The sequence below is a fragment of the Nonomuraea sp. NPDC003709 genome (assembly GCF_040610775.1).
GTDB classification, from domain to species: Bacteria; Actinomycetota; Actinomycetes; order Streptosporangiales; family Streptosporangiaceae; genus Nonomuraea; species Nonomuraea angiospora_A.
In genome coordinates, this window is record NZ_JBEXMW010000004.1 from 348,065 (window position 1) to 364,078 (window position 16,014).

The 16,014-nt window shown below is 70.7% G+C and carries 19 protein-coding genes and 1 riboswitch; of the genes, 10 read left to right on the plus strand and 9 right to left on the minus strand.

Annotated features, from left to right (window positions below):
- Nucleotides 1–24: 24 nt before the first annotated feature.
- From ABZX61_RS14390 to glyA, 5 genes are all read left to right on the plus strand, one after another.
- Nucleotides 25–789, plus strand: a complete 765-nt coding sequence (locus tag ABZX61_RS14390; protein ID WP_355195180.1) for a TIGR03084 family metal-binding protein — start codon at nt 25–27, stop codon at nt 787–789.
- A 54-nt stretch (nt 790–843) separates the two neighbouring features.
- Complete coding sequence (locus tag ABZX61_RS14395; RefSeq protein WP_350722670.1) at nt 844–1,218, plus strand: YccF domain-containing protein; 375 nt, start codon at nt 844–846, stop codon at nt 1,216–1,218.
- A gap of 61 nt (nt 1,219–1,279) precedes the next feature.
- Nucleotides 1,280–2,212 carry a YihY/virulence factor BrkB family protein gene (locus ABZX61_RS14400; protein ID WP_350722668.1) on the plus strand — a complete coding sequence of 311 codons (933 nt, stop codon included), beginning with the start codon at nt 1,280–1,282 and terminating at the stop codon, nt 2,210–2,212.
- Between the two features lie 145 nt (nt 2,213–2,357).
- Entirely contained in the window at nt 2,358–2,849 is a 492-nt protein-coding gene (locus tag ABZX61_RS14405; protein ID WP_355194570.1) for a hypothetical protein, read from the plus strand.
- Between the two features lie 43 nt (nt 2,850–2,892).
- A riboswitch (ZMP/ZTP riboswitch) is annotated at nt 2,893–2,969 on the plus strand.
- Nucleotides 2,970–2,993: 24 nt separating this feature from the next.
- The gene (glyA, locus tag ABZX61_RS14410) at nt 2,994–4,244 is read left to right on the plus strand and encodes a serine hydroxymethyltransferase (RefSeq protein WP_350722663.1); all 1,251 of its coding nucleotides are present in this window, start codon (nt 2,994–2,996) and stop codon (nt 4,242–4,244) included.
- Nucleotides 4,245–4,623: 379 nt separating this feature from the next.
- Here glyA and ABZX61_RS14415 read toward each other — a convergent pair whose 3' ends face one another.
- The 3 genes from ABZX61_RS14415 to ABZX61_RS14425 form a co-directional block, all read right to left on the minus strand.
- Nucleotides 4,624–5,910: a CHRD domain-containing protein gene (locus ABZX61_RS14415; protein ID WP_355194572.1), complete on the minus strand. Its 1,287-nt coding sequence runs from the start codon at nt 5,908–5,910 to the stop codon at nt 4,624–4,626.
- A gap of 163 nt (nt 5,911–6,073) precedes the next feature.
- A complete protein-coding gene (locus ABZX61_RS14420) occupies nt 6,074–6,787 on the minus strand; it encodes a zf-HC2 domain-containing protein (RefSeq protein WP_350722660.1) in 714 nt (237 codons plus the stop codon).
- Nucleotides 6,784–7,362: a sigma-70 family RNA polymerase sigma factor gene (locus tag ABZX61_RS14425; RefSeq protein ID WP_350722658.1), complete on the minus strand. Its 579-nt coding sequence runs from the start codon at nt 7,360–7,362 to the stop codon at nt 6,784–6,786. The genes ABZX61_RS14420 and ABZX61_RS14425 overlap by 4 nt, the downstream gene beginning before the upstream one ends.
- Before the next feature lie 283 nt (nt 7,363–7,645).
- On the opposite strand from ABZX61_RS14425, the gene rsgA reads away from it, so the two are divergent.
- Nucleotides 7,646–8,743 carry a ribosome small subunit-dependent GTPase A gene (gene rsgA, locus ABZX61_RS14430; protein WP_355194574.1) on the plus strand — a complete coding sequence of 366 codons (1,098 nt, stop codon included), beginning with the start codon at nt 7,646–7,648 and terminating at the stop codon, nt 8,741–8,743.
- 57 nt (nt 8,744–8,800) lie between these two features.
- Nucleotides 8,801–9,433 (plus strand): phosphoribosyltransferase, encoded by a 633-nt coding sequence (locus tag ABZX61_RS14435; protein WP_355194576.1) that lies wholly within the window; start codon nt 8,801–8,803, stop codon nt 9,431–9,433.
- Between the two features lie 14 nt (nt 9,434–9,447).
- On the opposite strand, the gene ABZX61_RS14440 is transcribed toward ABZX61_RS14435, so the two are convergent.
- Nucleotides 9,448–9,819, minus strand: coding sequence for an ATP-binding protein (locus ABZX61_RS14440; protein ID WP_355194578.1), 372 nt, complete (start codon nt 9,817–9,819; stop codon nt 9,448–9,450).
- A gap of 231 nt (nt 9,820–10,050) precedes the next feature.
- Here ABZX61_RS14440 and ABZX61_RS14445 point away from each other — a divergent pair, with 231 nt between their 5' ends.
- Complete coding sequence (locus tag ABZX61_RS14445; protein ID WP_350722650.1) at nt 10,051–10,932, plus strand: helix-turn-helix transcriptional regulator; 882 nt, start codon at nt 10,051–10,053, stop codon at nt 10,930–10,932.
- Nucleotides 10,933–11,067: 135 nt separating this feature from the next.
- Entirely contained in the window at nt 11,068–11,301 is a 234-nt protein-coding gene (locus tag ABZX61_RS14450) for a DUF397 domain-containing protein (RefSeq protein ID WP_138698722.1), read from the plus strand.
- A 29-nt stretch (nt 11,302–11,330) separates the two neighbouring features.
- On the opposite strand, the gene ABZX61_RS14455 is transcribed toward ABZX61_RS14450, so the two are convergent.
- Nucleotides 11,331–11,972, minus strand: coding sequence for a DinB family protein (locus ABZX61_RS14455; RefSeq protein WP_355194581.1), 642 nt, complete (start codon nt 11,970–11,972; stop codon nt 11,331–11,333).
- Nucleotides 11,973–12,049: 77 nt separating this feature from the next.
- Between ABZX61_RS14455 and ABZX61_RS14460 the strand changes: the two genes are divergently transcribed.
- Nucleotides 12,050–12,457, plus strand: coding sequence for an NUDIX domain-containing protein (locus tag ABZX61_RS14460; protein WP_350722646.1), 408 nt, complete (start codon nt 12,050–12,052; stop codon nt 12,455–12,457).
- 110 nt (nt 12,458–12,567) lie between these two features.
- Here ABZX61_RS14460 and ABZX61_RS14465 read toward each other — a convergent pair whose 3' ends face one another.
- The 4 genes from ABZX61_RS14465 to ABZX61_RS14480 form a co-directional block, all read right to left on the minus strand.
- Entirely contained in the window at nt 12,568–12,879 is a 312-nt protein-coding gene (locus ABZX61_RS14465; protein ID WP_080036407.1) for a WhiB family transcriptional regulator, read from the minus strand.
- A 100-nt stretch (nt 12,880–12,979) separates the two neighbouring features.
- Nucleotides 12,980–13,840, minus strand: a complete 861-nt coding sequence (locus tag ABZX61_RS14470; RefSeq protein WP_355194584.1) for a sucrase ferredoxin — start codon at nt 13,838–13,840, stop codon at nt 12,980–12,982.
- Between the two features lie 112 nt (nt 13,841–13,952).
- On the minus strand, nt 13,953–15,464 hold the full coding sequence (locus ABZX61_RS14475) for a glycerol-3-phosphate dehydrogenase/oxidase (RefSeq protein WP_350722643.1): 1,512 nt from the start codon (nt 15,462–15,464) through the stop codon (nt 13,953–13,955).
- A gap of 16 nt (nt 15,465–15,480) precedes the next feature.
- Nucleotides 15,481–15,990: a TetR/AcrR family transcriptional regulator gene (locus ABZX61_RS14480; RefSeq protein ID WP_192786458.1), complete on the minus strand. Its 510-nt coding sequence runs from the start codon at nt 15,988–15,990 to the stop codon at nt 15,481–15,483.
- Between the last annotated feature and the right edge of the window lie 24 nt (nt 15,991–16,014).

Genomic DNA, 16,014 nt, shown 5'->3' on the forward strand with positions numbered 1-16,014 from the left:
GTTAGGCTGGCGGGCGTGGATCTCATGGCCGAGCTGCTCGACGACCTGCGTGCCGAGACCGCGTCCCTCGAAGCTCTGCTCGATCCGCTGAGGGACGAGGACTGGGAGCGGCCCACACCCGCCGAGGGCTGGGCGATCCGTGACCAGGTGAGCCATCTGGCCTGGTTCGACGAGGCCGCCGTGCGCGCGGCCACCGACCCCGGCGGCTTCCAGGCCTCGCCGGCGGGCTTCACGTCCGTGGACGACCTCACCCTTGAGTCGCGCGGGATGCCGCCGGCGGAGCTGCGCGCGTGGTTCCGCGCGGCCCGCTCCCGCAGCCTGGAGGTCTTCGCGACGCTGGACGCGCGCGAACGGGTGCCGTGGTTCGGCCCCGCCATGTCGGCCGCCTCCTTCGTGACCGCGCGGCTGATGGAGACGTGGGCGCACGGCCAGGACGTGGCCGACGCGCTCGGCGTCACCCGGGAGCCGACGGCCCGGCTGCGCCACGTGGCCATGATGGGCTTCCGCGCCCGGCCCTTCAGCTTCATCGCGCGCGGCCTGCCGGTGCCCGAGGAGACCGTACGCGCGGAGCTGGCCATGCCGGACGGGACCACGTGGTCGGCGGGGCCCGAGGGAGCCGACGGCCTCGTCCGCGGCACCGTCCTCGACTTCTGCCTGGCCGTCACCCAGCGCGTCCACCTGTCCGACACCGCGCTGGAGCTGACCGGCGAGCCCGCGCGGGCCTGGATGGAGATCGCGCAGGCATTCGCCGGGCCGCCCGGCAAGGGGCGGGCGCCCAGGTCAGGGTGAAGTCAGGGTCTTGCCGGATGACGCGGGCGGACCGGCCGGTGAGATCCTTCAGGTATGCGCACGATTCTGAACGTCATCTGGCTGATCTTCGCGGGACTCTGGCTGGCCGCCGGCTACGCGCTGGCCGGGATCATCTGCTGCATCCTGATCGTCACGATCCCGTTCGGCGTCGCGTCGTTCCGGATCGCGGCGTACGCGCTGTGGCCGTTCGGCAGGACCGTGGTGCGCGACCCCGACGCGGGCGCGTTCTCCCTGATCGGCAACGTCATCTGGTGCGTGGTCGCCGGCGTCTGGCTGGCCATCGGGCACGTCGTGACGTCGATCCCGCTGTTCCTGTCGATCATCGGCATCCCGATGGGCATCGCGAACCTCAAGCTCGTCCCCGTTTCCCTGCTTCCGCTGGGCGCACGCATCGTTGACAACGACTAGGGCAGGCAGACTCCGGGACGTAAGCTGTCCCGAAGAGTCACTGCGAATACCGTTGGGTGCCATGACGTCCACCGATGCGCCTCCCCGGCCGAAGAGAGGGCTCGTCTCCAACGCCAGGGCCAGGCTGAGCTGGGTGCTCGACACGAAGTCGTGGGCGATCGTCCGCGCGGCCACCAACGCCGGCGTCACCTACCGGGTCACCGGCCTGGCAGGTGAGGCGGCGTTCTTCGCGCTGCTGTCGCTGCCGCCGTTCGTGCTGGGCCTCATCGGCGTGCTGGCCAAGCTCGGCACCTGGCTGGGCTCCAGCGTGGTCGCTCAGGTCAAGGCGTGGGTGATCGCGCAGGCGGGGGTGCTGTTCACGGAAGAGGCCGTGAACAAGGTGATCAACCCGCTCCTCACCGACGTCCTCAGCGACGACGCCAGCAAGGTGTCGATCATCTCGGTCGGCTTCCTGCTGTCGCTCTGGTCCGGCTCCCGAGCTCTTTACGTGTACGTCGACCTCATCTCCGTGGCCTACGGGCTCGGCGAGGAGCGCGGCATCATCCGCACCAGGCTGATGTCGTTCGGCCTCTACGTCGTCGGCCTGATCATCGGCATCATCGTCATGCCGATCCTGGTCATCGGGCCGACCCTGCTCAGGGACGCCCTGCCCGCCCAGTACGGCGTCCTCATCGACATCCTCTACTGGCCGGTCGTGATCATCGGCTCGGTCCTGTTCCTGACCGTGCTCTACCACGTCAGCGTGCCGGTGCGGACCAAGTGGTACCGGGAGCTGCCCGGCGCGATCCTGGCGCTGTTCCTGTGGATCGTGTGCGCGGCGGTGCTGCGGGCCGTGCTGGCCGCCTGGTTCTCGCCCGTCTCCGTCTACGGGTCCCTGGCCGCGCCCATCGCCGTGCTCCTCTGGCTCTACATCACCGCCCTGGCCGTGCTCATCGGGGCCATCCTGAACGCCGAGGTGGACCGGCTCTGGCCGGGCGTCAGCCGTACCAAATAGAGTCCCCCCGATATGGAGGCGCAGCGGAGAGTCGGGCCGTACACCCTGGTGCGCAAGCTGGGCGAGGGCGGCATGGGCCTCGCCCGGGACGTCTCCGTCTCCGGGGCTCACCGGCCCTCCGGCGGCCCCGAGGAAGCGGCCGTGGATGCCGATCGCCGTGGGCCTGCTCGCCGCCGCGCTCGGCGCGGCCGTCACGCTCGCCGTGGTGCGCCCCTGGGAGCCGCCGGGCAACGACGCCGGGACCCCGGCCGCGCGCAGCACCCTCCAGGCCGCGGGCAGCACGCTGAGCGTCCAGATCGACTCCCTGGCCCGCCAGGGCGGCACGGTGCGCCTGCAGTGGACGGTCAAGAACGTCGGCACCGAGAACGCGCCCCTGGCCGGCAAACTCGGCGGCGGCGCCCTCGACTCCACCGTCTCGCGGGTGAACCTCATCCCGCCCGGCGTCGGCCGGCCGATCTACCCCGCCTGGAAGGACAAGACCTGCGCGTGCACGGACCTGCCGATGGCGCCGTTCCCCGCGGGAGCGCAGCTCCGGATGTACGCGATCTTCGAGGGCGTGCCGCAGGACGCCGACCGGGTCGACGTCGATCTGGTGCTGCTCGGGGTCATCAGGAACGTGGCGGTCAGCTCATCGTGACACGACGGATGGGCCCCGTGACATCCGCTATCGTCTACGAGGAGACGCGACTGGCGCATTTTGGTGGGATCGACCACCGGGGAGCGAAAGGAGCGGAGGCCGTGCGCCTGGGTCTTCGCAATTGTCAACGATGACAGGAGAATCATGAGTTCTCTCGCGAGCGTCGACCCGCAGATCGCCGAGCTCATCAAGGCGGAAGAGCGCCGCCAGGCCGACACCGTCAAGCTCATCGCGTCCGAAAACTACGTGTCCAAGGCCGTGCTCGAGGCCACCGGCACCGTCCTCACCAACAAATACTCCGAGGGCTACGCGGGCAAGCGCTACTACGAGGGCCAGCAGGTCATCGACCAGATCGAGACCGTGGCCATCGAGCGGGCCAAGTCGCTGTTCGGCGTCAACCACGCCAACGTCCAGCCCTACTCCGGCTCGCCCGCCAACCTCGCCATCTACATGGCGTTCCTGCAGCCGGGCGACACCGTCATGGGCATGGGCCTGCCGTTCGGCGGCCACCTCACCCACGGCTGGTCCGTCTCCGCGACCGGCAAGTGGTTCAACCCGGTCCGCTACGGCGTGCGCAAGGACACCGGCCGCATCGACCTCGACGAGGTGCGCCGGCTCGCCCTCGAGCACCGGCCGAAGCTGATCTTCTGCGGCGGCACCGCGATCCCGCGCACCATCGACTTCGAGGGCTTCGCCTCGATCGCCCGCGAGGTCGGGGCCGTGCTGGCCGCCGACATCGCCCACATCGCCGGCCTGGTGGCGGGCGGCGCGCACCCGTCCCCGGTGGGCCACGCCGACGTGATCTCCACGACCACGCACAAGACGCTGCGCGGGCCGCGCGGCGCCATGCTCATGGCCACGGCCGACGAGCACGCCACGGCGCTCAACAAGGCCGTCTTCCCCGGCCTGCAGGGCGGCCCCCACAACCACACCACCGCCGCCATCGCCGTCGCGCTCCACGAGGCCGCCCAGCCGTCGTTCCGCGACTACGCCCACCAGGTCGTCGCCAACGCCAGGACCCTGGCCGACGAGCTCGCCTCCCGCGGGTTCGACCTGGTCTCCGGCGGCACCGACAACCACCTGATCCTGCTCGACCTCACGCCCAAGGGCATCGGCGGCAAGCCCGCCGCCCAGGCGCTCGACCGGGCGGGGCTGGAGACCAACTACAACACGGTCCCCTTCGACCCCCGCAAGCCGTTCGACCCGTCGGGCATCCGCATCGGCACCCCGTCCGTCACCTCCCGGGGCATGGGCGAGGCCGAGATGCGCCAGATCGGCGCCTGGATGGACGAGGTCGTCACGGCCCTGGCCAAGGGGGACGCGGAGGACGTCATCACGCGCGTGCACCACGAGGTCAGCGAGCTCACCGCCCAGTTCCCGGCCCCGGGCCTGTAACCGATCCACCTCACGCCGGGCCCACCCGGCCGCTCCGGGCCGGCGTCTCCTCCGGGGCGACACCACCGGCCCGGCGCACGGCTTCCGGAGGTCGCCGGCGACTCGGTGCACCGCCTCCGAGTCGCCGCCGACCCGCCCGCCGCTATCCGCGGACGGCGCTGCGGGGCGACCATGTGCGGACGGCGGTGCCGGGGACGACTGCGGGCAGACGCGAACGCCCCGCCGCACGGGCTCCCGGAGTGCGGCGGGGCGTTCGGTGCGAGCGGGGCGGGCCGGAGTGCCCCGCTCGCGGTCGGCCGACCGGCGGCCCGGGGGACGTGGGCCGGATCGACCGGGGAAGGCGTTCCAGGGGACGGGACCGAATCGTCCCCCGGAAGCCTCAGCCCAGGAACAGGTAGTCGGCCCCGTACGGGATCCGGGCCTCGGAGCCCGGCGTGCAGGCGCCGGACGGCGCGACGCCGCCGGTGGTGTTCAGGCGCAAGATCTGGGTGGCGTGCGCGAGGAGCCCGCTGTCCTTGCCCGCCTGGGTGGCGTCCAGCACGAGCTCGGGGATGTTGCCGTCGCCGTTGGGCGTCTTGGTGACGACCGCACCGCGCACCGCGCTCCCGTCCGGAGCTATCCACTGCGGCGGTCCGGCGGCGGGCGTCACGAACGAGTGGTCGATCCCGCGCCGCAGCTTGGCCGAGACGCCGAGCTGGGTGAAGGCGTACCCGCCGCCCGGCTGCGCCGTGCAGGAGTAGATCTGCGCGCCGCGCAGCACGTCGGCGGTGAGCGCGCGCGGGTGGGTGAACGGCCGGTCGGACAGCTGGCCGCGCACGGCGCCGCCGTCGAAGTCGGAGGTGTGCAGGTTCGCGTAGTAGCGGTCGGGGTGGGCGGCGATGCGCTTGACGACGCCGGCGGCGACCGGGGCCTCACCCGCGACGCCGGTGAGGTTCTCCGGCAGGGCGCCCGCGAACAGGTCGGCGACCACTGGACCGTTCCCGCCTGCGGAACCCTTGTGCAGGTGGCCGTTGGTGACCGCGCCGAGGCCCGACCAGAAGGCCGTGTACGCGATGGACGAGCCGCCGGGACGCAGCCACCAGCCGGCCTGGCCGTCCTGGTCGCCGCGCTTCTTGCCGTCGTTCTCCGGCACCTCCTGCGCCCCGTCGGCGCGCGTGGAGAGCGTGGCCTGGTTGCTGCCCTGCAGCACGCCGTTGAGGTCGATCGGCTTGTTCAGCCGGTGGAACTGGCCGCGGACCGCGCCCTTGGGGTGGTTGGCGTCGTGCAGGTTGGCGTAGAAGCCGCCGGGGTTGTCGATGAGCGCCTTGACCAGCTCGTTGTCGGCCCTGACGGTGCCGGTGACGCCGAGCACGCCGGCGGGCAGCGGCTTGGTGAAGAACTCGAGTCTGACGTCCCCGTTGGCGCCCTTCGCGCCCAGGTGGACGTGGCCGGCGGTGGGCGTGCCGATCTTGTTCCAGCGGGCCGCGAACGTGACCTCGTTCCCGCTGATCCTGATCACGACCGTCGAACGCCCGTCGGCGTCGCCCTTGACGCCCACCTCGTTGTCGCCGCGCAGGCCGGCGGCGAGATAGACGTCGTCACCGGAGGCGTTCGCCGGCGAAGCGGGGGAGGCGAGCAGGGCGGCGGCGAGCAGCGTGCCAGGAATCGCGAACTTTCGGATGAACATGGCTAAACCTCTTAAACGGTTTGATATTCCGGTTGGTACGGCAGGCAGTACGCGCCGGGTATCGGGGGAGGTTCAACCCGCGAATCCGTAATTTTGCACACAGGCCCGAAGGCATGAAAAAGCCCTCCCACCAGCGGCGGGAGGGCTTGGAGCGCCTGTCGGGTCAGGCGGTGATGGTGAGCAGCTTCTTGCCTGCCGAAGTGACCACCTCGAAATGATCGATGTCCTTCAGCGGCGTCGCGCTGCCGCCGTGCATGTAGAGCGGATCGGGCGAACCCGGCACTCCGTACCCGGCTGGAGGTACGGACCACCCGGTCATCACCCGGCGCTCACCCGACTTGCCGACCGAGACCAGCTCGCACTCGAGCGGCCCCTTCACCCCGGCCAGCTTGAGCGCGGCGTGCGTGCCCCAGGCCTTCGACTCGACCACCAGCCCGCCGGTGACCCCGTCGACGCCCTTCCCCTCGATGGGCGTGCCGTCGGCGAAGAACTGCTCGGCGGGGCCCATGTGGCTGCCGTGCCCCTGGGCGGCCATCGGAGGGACGTCGCCGACGGAGAGCTGCGTGCCGACCGTCAGGCCGCCGGCCACCAGCGTGACCGCCGCCGCCATCCCGATCACGAACGTCCCCCTGCGGGTCTTCCTGTCCGTCCGCTTCTTGCGCTGGAGCAGGTCGATCACCGGTTCGGGGGACGGCGCCCCGTAGTCCTCCACCGGGCCGATCCCGCTCAGCATGCTGGCCATGCCGGACAGATCGGACAGCTCGGCGCGACAGGGGGCGCAGCCGAGGAGATGGGCCTCGAAGGCGTGCCTGTCGTCCTCCTCCAGCAGACCGAGCGCGTACGCGCCCACGTCTGTGTGCTCGACTCTCGAAGTCACGCCGTCACCCCCCTCTCCTCAAGTGCGATCCGCAGCGCGCGAACGGCGTAGTAGACCCGGGACTTCACAGTGCCGACCGGGATGCCAAGCGCCTCGGCGGCGTCGTTGACCGACCGGTCTCGCAAGATCGTCTCGTTGAGGATCTCGCGGTGTGCCGGCGACAACGTCTTCAGTGCCTCTGACACGACCACCTGGTGCAGCAGGCCCTCCATCTCGTCAGGCACGGGCATCGTCTCCAGCGGCCCGTCACCCGACTCCCGAGGGCGGGCGTCCCGGCGCCGCCGGTCATCGATCACGATACGTCTGGCGACCGTCGCCAGCCAGGGCATCAGCGAGACCGACTCGGGATCGAGCTGCTCCGCACTGCGCCAAGCCCGGATCATGGTCTCCTGCACCACGTCTTCCGCCCACTGCCGATCGCCCGCCGTCAACCTGATCACGAAGGCCAGCAGCGGCCTGTGATACTCCCGGTAGAGCGCGGACACTGCCGCCTCGTCATTTGACACCCCGTCATTTGGCACCCCGTCATCCGGCCGTACGCGGCGGATCCAGTGTCGAAAACGCGGCTTCCCCATGGGGGCGGCTCCCTCGGCCGAGGGCGGGGGATAAGTGCTGGTGTGCATCATTCCCCTTTCTCGGGTCCGTCGGCAGGTGGTACGGCCAGCCGCCCAGGCAGGGTTCAACAGATCGCCATACTTAATCCGATTGCGTCCCTGCGGGAGAGGTGCGTAGAGTCTGCGGCAACTGATCGAGGAGGTGAGGACTATGCGGGTCATCGCGTTCCGTGTGCCCTTCGTCCACCTCCCCGGGCTCCACTGAGCTGCCGGGTTTCCCTTCTCGATCAAAGGTTTCACTGCGTTGAATCACGATCTTTCCCTGCTCGGCTGGACCGCTCACCGCGCCGCCGAGCTGCCCGCTGACACCGTCCCCGCCCGCGTGGCCCGCGTCGACCGCGGCGCCGCCGAGGTGATCGCGGCCGAGGGTCAGCTTCACGTCAAGTACGGCGCCCGCGTCCGCAGGGCGGCGGCCGCCGACCCGGTCGCGCTGCCGTGCGTGGGCGACTGGGTCGCGCTCAGGCTGCTCCCTGAGGGCCGCTACGAGCTCGACGAGGTCCTGCCGCGGACGACCGCGTTCATCAGGGGCGGCGTGAGCCGCGACTCGGTGGGCGGCCTGTCCGGCGACGGCCAGGGCCAGGTGCTCGCCGCGAACGTCGACGTCGTCTTCGTGGCCGAGCCGTCCATGCACTCCACGGACTTCGCCGACCTCGGCCGCATCGAGCGCCTCGTCGCGCTGGCCTGGGAGTCCGGCGGCACGCCCGTGGTGCTCATCACCAAGTCCGACCTGTTCGAGGACGGTCTCGACCAGTTGCTCGACGACGTCCGGGTGGCCGCGCCCGGCGTGGACGTGCACGCGGTCTCGTCCCTGCACGGCGACGGGGTCCCGCTGGTCGCCGGCTACCTGGAGGGCTCCCGTACGGCCGTGATCCTCGGCCCGTCGGGAGCCGGCAAGTCCACCCTGGTCAACGCGCTGGCCGGGGAGGTCGTCATGGAGACCCAGCAGGTGCGCGCCGCCGACGGGCGGGGCCGGCACACCACCGTGCACCGGGAGCTCATCCCGCTGTCCGGCGGCGGGCTGGTCATCGACACGCCCGGGATCCGGCGGATCGGCCTGTACGACATCGCCGACGGCGTCGACCTGGTCTTCTCCGACATCGAGGCGCTGGCCGGACTCTGCCGCTTCGGCGACTGCGGGCACTCCGGCGAGCCGGGCTGCGCGGTGCTGGCCGCCCTGGAGACCGGTGAGCTGCCGGAGCGGCGGCTGGACAGCTGGCGCAAGCTGCAGCGGGAGGCGGCCTGGATGGCCTCCAGGACCGATGCCCGCCTGCGCAAGGAGCAGCTGAACAAGTGGAAGCTCATCACCAAGGAGATGCGCCGCTCAGGCCGCGGCCGGCCCTAGCGGCCCGGCCGCCGCGGGTGAGGCGAGGAGCGCGTCTGAGCGGGTAGGGCACTGGTCATGGAGCTCTTCGCAGACCGTGCCCAGGCCGGGGAGCTGCTGGCCGAGCGCCTGGAGGACGTGCGCGACCCCGTCGTGCTCGCCCTGCCCCGCGGCGGCGTGGCGGTGGCCCTGCCGATCGCGCGCAGGCTCGGCGCCCCCCTCGACGTCCTCGTGACGAGGAAGATCGGCTATCCGCCCACCCCGGAGCTGGGCGTGGGCGCGATAGCCGAGGGCGGCGAACCCGTGTTCGACCACACGCTGCTGCGCCGCCTCGGCATGACGCCCGAGTCAGTGGCGGACGTGGTGGAGAAGGAGCGGCGCGAGCTGGCCCGCAGGGTGCTCGCCTACCGCGGCGACCGCCCGCTGCCCTCACTGGAAGGGCGCGAGGTCATCGTGGTGGACGACGGCCTGGCCACCGGTGGCACCGCGCGGGCCGCGCTCAGGGCGGTCCGCACGGCCAAGCCCGCCAGGGTGACGCTGGCCGTGCCGGTCGGGGCCCGCGAGACCGTCGGCTCGCTGCGGCGGGAGGCCGACGAGGTGGTGGTCCTGCTGACGCCGATCGACTTCAGGGCGGTCGGCCAGTGGTACGAGCACTTCGACCAGCTCACCGACGCCGACGTGCTCGAACTGCTCGACCGGGCGCGGCGATGAGGACGTACGGGGGGTCAGGCGGCGAGCACGGCCCAGACGAGCTTGCGGGGGCCGCCGGGGGACAACCAGCCCCAGGCGGTGCAGAGGGCGTCGATCAGCCGCAGCCCCCGCCCGAACTCGGAGAACACGTCGGGAGCCGCCGCCACCGGCACGGTCCGGCTGTGGTCGGTCACCACGCACGCCAGCTCCGCCCCGTGCGACAGCAGCCGGAGCTGCGCGGCCCCGCCGCCGTGCCGCATCGCGTTGGTCACCAGCTCCGACACCACCAGCTGAGCGTCGAAGGCCGGCTCCGAAACCCCCCACGTGGTCAGCGTCTGATCGACGAACCGCCGCGCCGTCGCCACGCAGGCGGGCTCGAGCGCGACCCGCTGATGGAAGGGGAACACCGCGTCGCACTCCCAGGCATGCCCCTCGACCAGAATGGAAAAAAGCCATCCTGGTGGCCGGGAACCGATGGCGGCTTGCGGCCGAGCGTCGAAAGTCGTCATTCTGGCCCCCGAAGCGCGGTCTGGTGATCCAATGCCCATCTTTACGGGGAGTGCTAACCGATGCAAGACTTTTCGTCGTTTACGGATGCGAATCGCATCTGCACGTGCAGATGACCTAGGAGCGGCAGGGTGAGCGCAGAGAGCGCGGAAGGGAAGCTTCTCAACCATTCGCCGGGAAGCCCGACGGTGCTGCGGATCCTGCTGGGCACTCAGCTGCGCAGGCTCCGCACGGAGAAGGGTATCTCGCGCGAGGACGCCGGGTACTCGATTCGCGCATCTCACGCCAAGATCAGCCGGCTGGAGCTCGGCCAGGTCAGCTTCAAGCAGCGCGACGTGGCCGACCTGCTGACCCTGTACGGCGTCACCGACCCCGCCGATCGCGAGCCGCTGCTCGCCCTGGCCAAGCAGGCCAACGCCCCCGGCTGGTGGCACAAGTACGGCGACGTGCTGCCGCCCTGGTTCGAGGTCTACATCGGCCTCGAAGGCGCGGCCTCCAGCATCCGTACGTACGAGAACCAGTTCGTGCCCGGCCTCCTCCAGACCCCCGACTACGCCAGGGCCGTGATCGAACTGGCCCACGAGAAGGCCCCGAGGGTGGAGCTCGACCGCCGCGTGGCGGTGCGCACCACCCGGCAGGGGCGGCTGGAGAGCGGGCTGACGGTCTGGGCGGTGATCGACGAGGCCGTCGTGCGCCGTACGATCGGCGGCTCCGAGATCATGCGCGCGCAGCTCGCCCATCTCCTCGACCTCACCGCCGAGCGCAACGTCACCGTGCAGATCATGCCGTTCGACCGCGGCGGCCACGCGGCGGCCGGGGGCCCGTTCAGCATCCTGCGCTTCCCCGAGCCCGAGCTGCCCGACGTCGTCTACATGGAGCAGCTCACCAGCGCCCTCTACCTGGACAAACCCGCCGACTCCGACAACTACATGGAAGTCATGGACCGGCTCAGCATCCAGGCCGAGGAGCCCAAGGAGACCAGGCGCTTCCTGGAACGCCTGCTTTCCCGATGAGCTGCTGATATCCCTGTGACCCACCCCATATCTGGCTTTTTGGTCGTCCGCTATATGGAGACCGACGCGTTACCGTATTGTCTCCTCGCAAACGCGGATGCACGTGCATCCGTAAGATCGCGAGGAGCTGCCCCCATGCATGAGTTCCGGAACGGAACGTCCGCCGGCCGCCTTCCTGTCGTCTGGCGCAAGAGCAAGCGGAGCAACCCCAACGGCAACTGCGTCGAAGTCGCGAACCTGCCCACGGGGGAGATAGCCATGCGTAACTCACGTTTTCCCGAAGGTCCCGCGCTGGTCTACACCCAGGCGGAGATCACCGCGTTCGTCCTGGGGGCCAAGGACGGCGAATTCGACGATCTGATCGTCTGAGGTCTGACGTTTAGGGGAGCGCGCGCCGCTCAGGACCGCGGCGCGCTGTACCAGCGCCATTTCACCGGGCGCTCACGGCCGGGGAGGTCGGCGCGCCCGGTGACCCACAGCAGGGTCGTCCACGGATCCGTGTCGCGCGGGGCGTCGGGGAACAGCCGCCCCAGCACTCGGGTGCACATCCCGGCCGGCGGCGCCCACCCGAGCCCGAGCCCGTCGGCCAGGTCGTGGGTGTGGACGAGCGTCTCCACGATGCCCATCGCCGCCGAGCCCTCGGGGTCGGCCGCGCCGAAGCCGTGGTGGGCGCGGACCTCCGGCGGCGTGGTCCGCACCATGGCGGACAGCATCGCGCCGCACGACTCCAGCACCTGCAGCAGCCCGACGGGACCGGCCTTGGGGTCGGCGTGGATGGTGTTGGCGGGGCCTTCCGGCCTGCGACTTTCCAGGATGAACGGGACGTACGTGTCCAGCGGTGGCATTCTGAGCCCGAGCTGGGCGGCATAGGCGAACAGGTCGTCGGCCAGGTGCTCGACCGTCTCCCAGCACGTCCACTCCAGCGTGCCGGCCTTGCGGTCCCACGCGGTCTCGGGCGCCTCGCGGAGGGCGGCGACGGCCAGCCGGACGGCCTCGTCGAGGTCGTCGGCCGTCACGGGGGAGAGCTCGGATTCTGTCATGCCGGGCACCCTACCGGCCGGGTGCGACAATCTCCGGAGAGCCCGGTTTGTCGGTGGCGCGTGGGATGCTGTCGGGCATGGATGTGTTGCGTGTGGTCGCCGCGGCGGTCGTGGACCGGGGGCGGCTGCTCGTCGTGAGCAAGCAGGCCGCTCCGGACGTCTTCTACCTGCCGGGGGGCAAGCCCGAGGCGGGGGAGGAGCCGGAGGAGACGCTCGCGCGCGAGCTGGCCGAGGAGCTCGGGGTGACCCCGCACGACCTGGCCCTGCTCGACCACGTGGAGGACGTGGCGGCGCTGGAGGGCGTGCCCATGCGCATGACGGTCTTCACCGCCAGGGTTTCGGGGGATCCGAGGCCGGCCGCTGAGCTGGCGGCGCTGGGGTGGACGGACGGGCGTGACGCTTACGTGCCGCGTCTCGCGCCTGCCGTGCGCGACCAGGTGGTGCCGCTGCTCGTGCGGGCCGGTGTTCTCGGAGGTGCTGCCTGATCAGGCAGTTGTCCCGACCGGGTTCGCCGGAGCCTGTGCATGGAGGGCCAGGCTCCGGTTCATCGGGACAACTGCTTGATCACGCGATGATGGTGACGCTGCCGGGTATGTCAGGCGGCGGAGATGCCGGCGCTGGCCGCGCGGCGCATGCGACGACGACGCTCGGAGGCGCGCTCGTCTTCGTTGAGACCGCCCCACGTGCCGTACTTCTCCGGACGGGACAGCGCGTAGTCAAGGCACTCGTTGCGGACGGGGCACTGGGCGCAGATCGCCTTGGCCTTCCGCTCACGTACGTCACGCTCGGGCTGCCGCTCCCCGTCGGGGCCGAAGAAGAGCACGAGGTCCTCACCCCGGCACGCGGCATCATCCTGCCAACCCCAGCTGGGGCGCGGGCGGGCGAGCTGCCGACGTACCTGAGACATGAGAAAACCACCTTCGTGAGAGGTATTTCGGTAATTGGGCCGCATTGGACGCTTATGGCGTCACTGTTCCAACGCAACGTTGGGCCGCGATGTTCCCTGTTCAGGCGAGAGCGGGCGTGGCGTACCGCACAGGCGTGAGCCTGTCCAGCGAAACCAGCCGGTAGGTGGTGATCGTCTCGGCGCAAGCCGTACCACACGGCGCTGTGAACGCCGATGGCTCAACCACAACCTGGAACCGGACGTCCCCGCAGCGTACGAGCGCTTCGGTGACGTCACCGTCCGACCTGGAGGATTCCACGGCCACCGCGCCGACAGAACACTCTCCCGTATGGGCTCGGGCGAAGTGCTCCACGGCTTGCAATGGCTCAGGGATGCCTGCGCGTCCCCGGTAGCGGTCGAGAATGACCTCGCCCGACCGGTACGCGTTGGCCGCTGCCAGTGCAGCAGCCTGAGACATGCTGCCGTAGAAAATTCCGTGTGGCAAGCACACCAGGTTGGCGGCGTAGCGATCGCCGCCAACGTGTGACGTTTCCCACACTCTGTCCGGCAAAGAATCGGCCAGCGTGCGAGCGAGGGGTAGTCCAATGCGGGCGCAGCACGCATTGCGCTTGGCGTGCGTGCAGACCAGAAATACCGGCTCGTCTTCAAGTATGCAGGACTCCGGGACCACTCCCGCCACGAGCGCGTCGAGGTCAAGATCGTCGGGACCTGCGACGACACCGCTCGCCAACCAGGGCCGGTCTCCTACCGCGTACGCGAGTAGCACACGGATCCCCTGCTCCTGTGGGCGGGTTCGCTTTCCCGGCCGGCGGATCAACTGGGGCCTGATACCGCGCTCGAGCGCCCGGCGGACCAGTTCGGAGATTTTTTCAGGAAGTTCGAAGTTTTCCAGGTGCGACGGCCAGGCGCCGGTGTATTCGACGAGCAGCCACAGCCGGGCTCCCACGGTGGCGCTGGCCAACGTCGGAACCCCTCCGGTGTGGCACCCGTTCGGATGCTCGCAGCCCCTTGCCAACGCCTGTTCTCCCTCTCCAACCCGAATTAGGTAAGACTAACCTAACGGATTGGTGGGGTCAGTCGCGGGCGGTTCGGTCCAACACGTCCCGTGTCGCGGGCAGCGCGCGGTCCCTGTCCTGCTTGACCAGGCCGATCCTGGTCCTCCTGTCCAGCAGGTCGCCCTCGTCGAGCGCGCCCTCGTGCCGGACCGACCAGACCAGCTCGCCCTCGGTGATGCCGAGCCCGACCTCCTCCGGGTGCGCCTTGACGAGCTCGTGCACGGCCTCCGCCTCGCTGCCGTACCGCTCGGCCAGCCGGTGCGGCACCCCGGACGGCCGCGGGCCCGCCCCGGCGAGCGGGATCTTTCTGGTACGACTCCGGCGCGCCCGGAGTTTCCCGGACGAGACCGCTTCATCCACCGCGTCCTCGGCCATCCGCCGATATGTCGTGAGCTTGCCGCCGACGACCGTGACGATCCCGTCATGCGCGAGAACGGCGTGTCTACGGGAGATGTCGGCCGTGTGGCCGTCGGCCGCCAGAAGGGGCCTGAGGCCCGCGTACGCGCCCGCGACCGCCTCCCGGGTCACCTGAGTCTCAAGAACCCCGTTCAGCACCTCCAGGAGCGTTCTGACGTCTTCCTCGGGCACTTCCGGAACATCGGGGACGGGCCCGTCCACCGGTTCGTCGGTGAGGCCGACGTACACGCGGCCGTCGCGCTGGGGGAGTACGAGCGCGAATCGGTTGGTCTCTCCGGGAATGGGCACATGCATGCCGGCGATCAGCCCGGGCAGCGTCCCCTGGGTCAGCACGAGGTGGGTGCCGCGCGAGGGACGCAGCTTCACCTCGGGATCCAGCCCGCCCGCCCACACCCCGGCCGCGTTGATCACCACTCTGGCGCGGACGTCGAACTCCTCGCCCGTCAGCTCGTCGCGTACCAGCGCGCCCCGGTCCGTGGGCCCGTCCGTGAGCCGCAGCGCGCGGCAGCGGGTCAGCACGCGGGCGCCGTGCGCGGCGGCGGTCCTGGCGATCGCCACGACCAGGCGGGCGTCGTCCAGCAGCCGGCCGTCCCACGACAGGAGCGCGCCGCGCAGGCCGTCGCCGTCGAGCACGGGCGCCAGCGTGCGCGTGCGGGCCGCGCTCAGCCGCGTCGGGCCGGGCAGCAGCCGGCGCGGCGTGCGCGCGGCGGCCCGCAGGCCGTCGCCGAGCCGGTAGCCGCTCATCACGAGCGCCGCCTGCCGCCGCGAGACCGCCTTCGTCAGCGGCAGCAGGTACGGGTGGGCCGCGACCAGGTGCGGAGCCGTCGTGCGGAGCAGGATGCCGCGCTCGACCGCGCTCTCGTAGGCGACGTCCACCTGCCCCTTGGCCAGATAGCGCAGGCCGCCGTGGATCATCTTGGAACTCCACCTGGAGGTCCCGAAAGCCAGGTCGTGCGCGTCGATCGCCGCTACGCTGAGCCCCCGGGACGCGGCGTCCAGCGCGGCGCCGGCGCCGGTCGCGCCGAGCCCGACCACCAGCACGTCGAGCCGTTCCTCCGCGACGCGGCGCAGCTCACGGGATCTTCTGCGGGCGTTCAGCGAGCTGTTGTCCAAGGTGCCTCCATGCGAGCTATCCAAGATAGGCCTCCAGCAGGGCGGTGAGCTCGCCGTCGAGCTCGTCCATGGTCACCGGGCCGAGCATCGTGGGCGCCGACAGCAGGAACGACTGCGCCACCAGCAGCACCGCCCGCGCCCTGCCCGGATCCCCGACGGCGCGCTCCAGGACCTCGAGTATCGCCTCGTGGCTGGCGCCGCGCCGGTCGAGCAGGTAGGGCAGCAGCAGCTCCGGATCCGCTTCCACGATCTTCCGCCACAGCGGGTGGGCGCGCAGCCCCCTGACCCCCTCGACGACCGCGCGCACGGGGTCCGCCAGGTCGAGCTCCTCGACCACCCGCACCCATTCCCTGGTCATCAGGTCCGCGACCAGCGTGCGCACGTCGGGCCAGCGGCGGTAGATCGTCATCCGCGACACCCCCGCCCGGCGCGCCACGTCGGTGAGCGTCGTCCTGCGCACGCCATAGGCCAGCACGCAGTCGCGGGCCGCGTCCAGCACCCCATCATTGTGACGAATCGACGTCATGTGTCACAGTGTAGGCGTGACTGG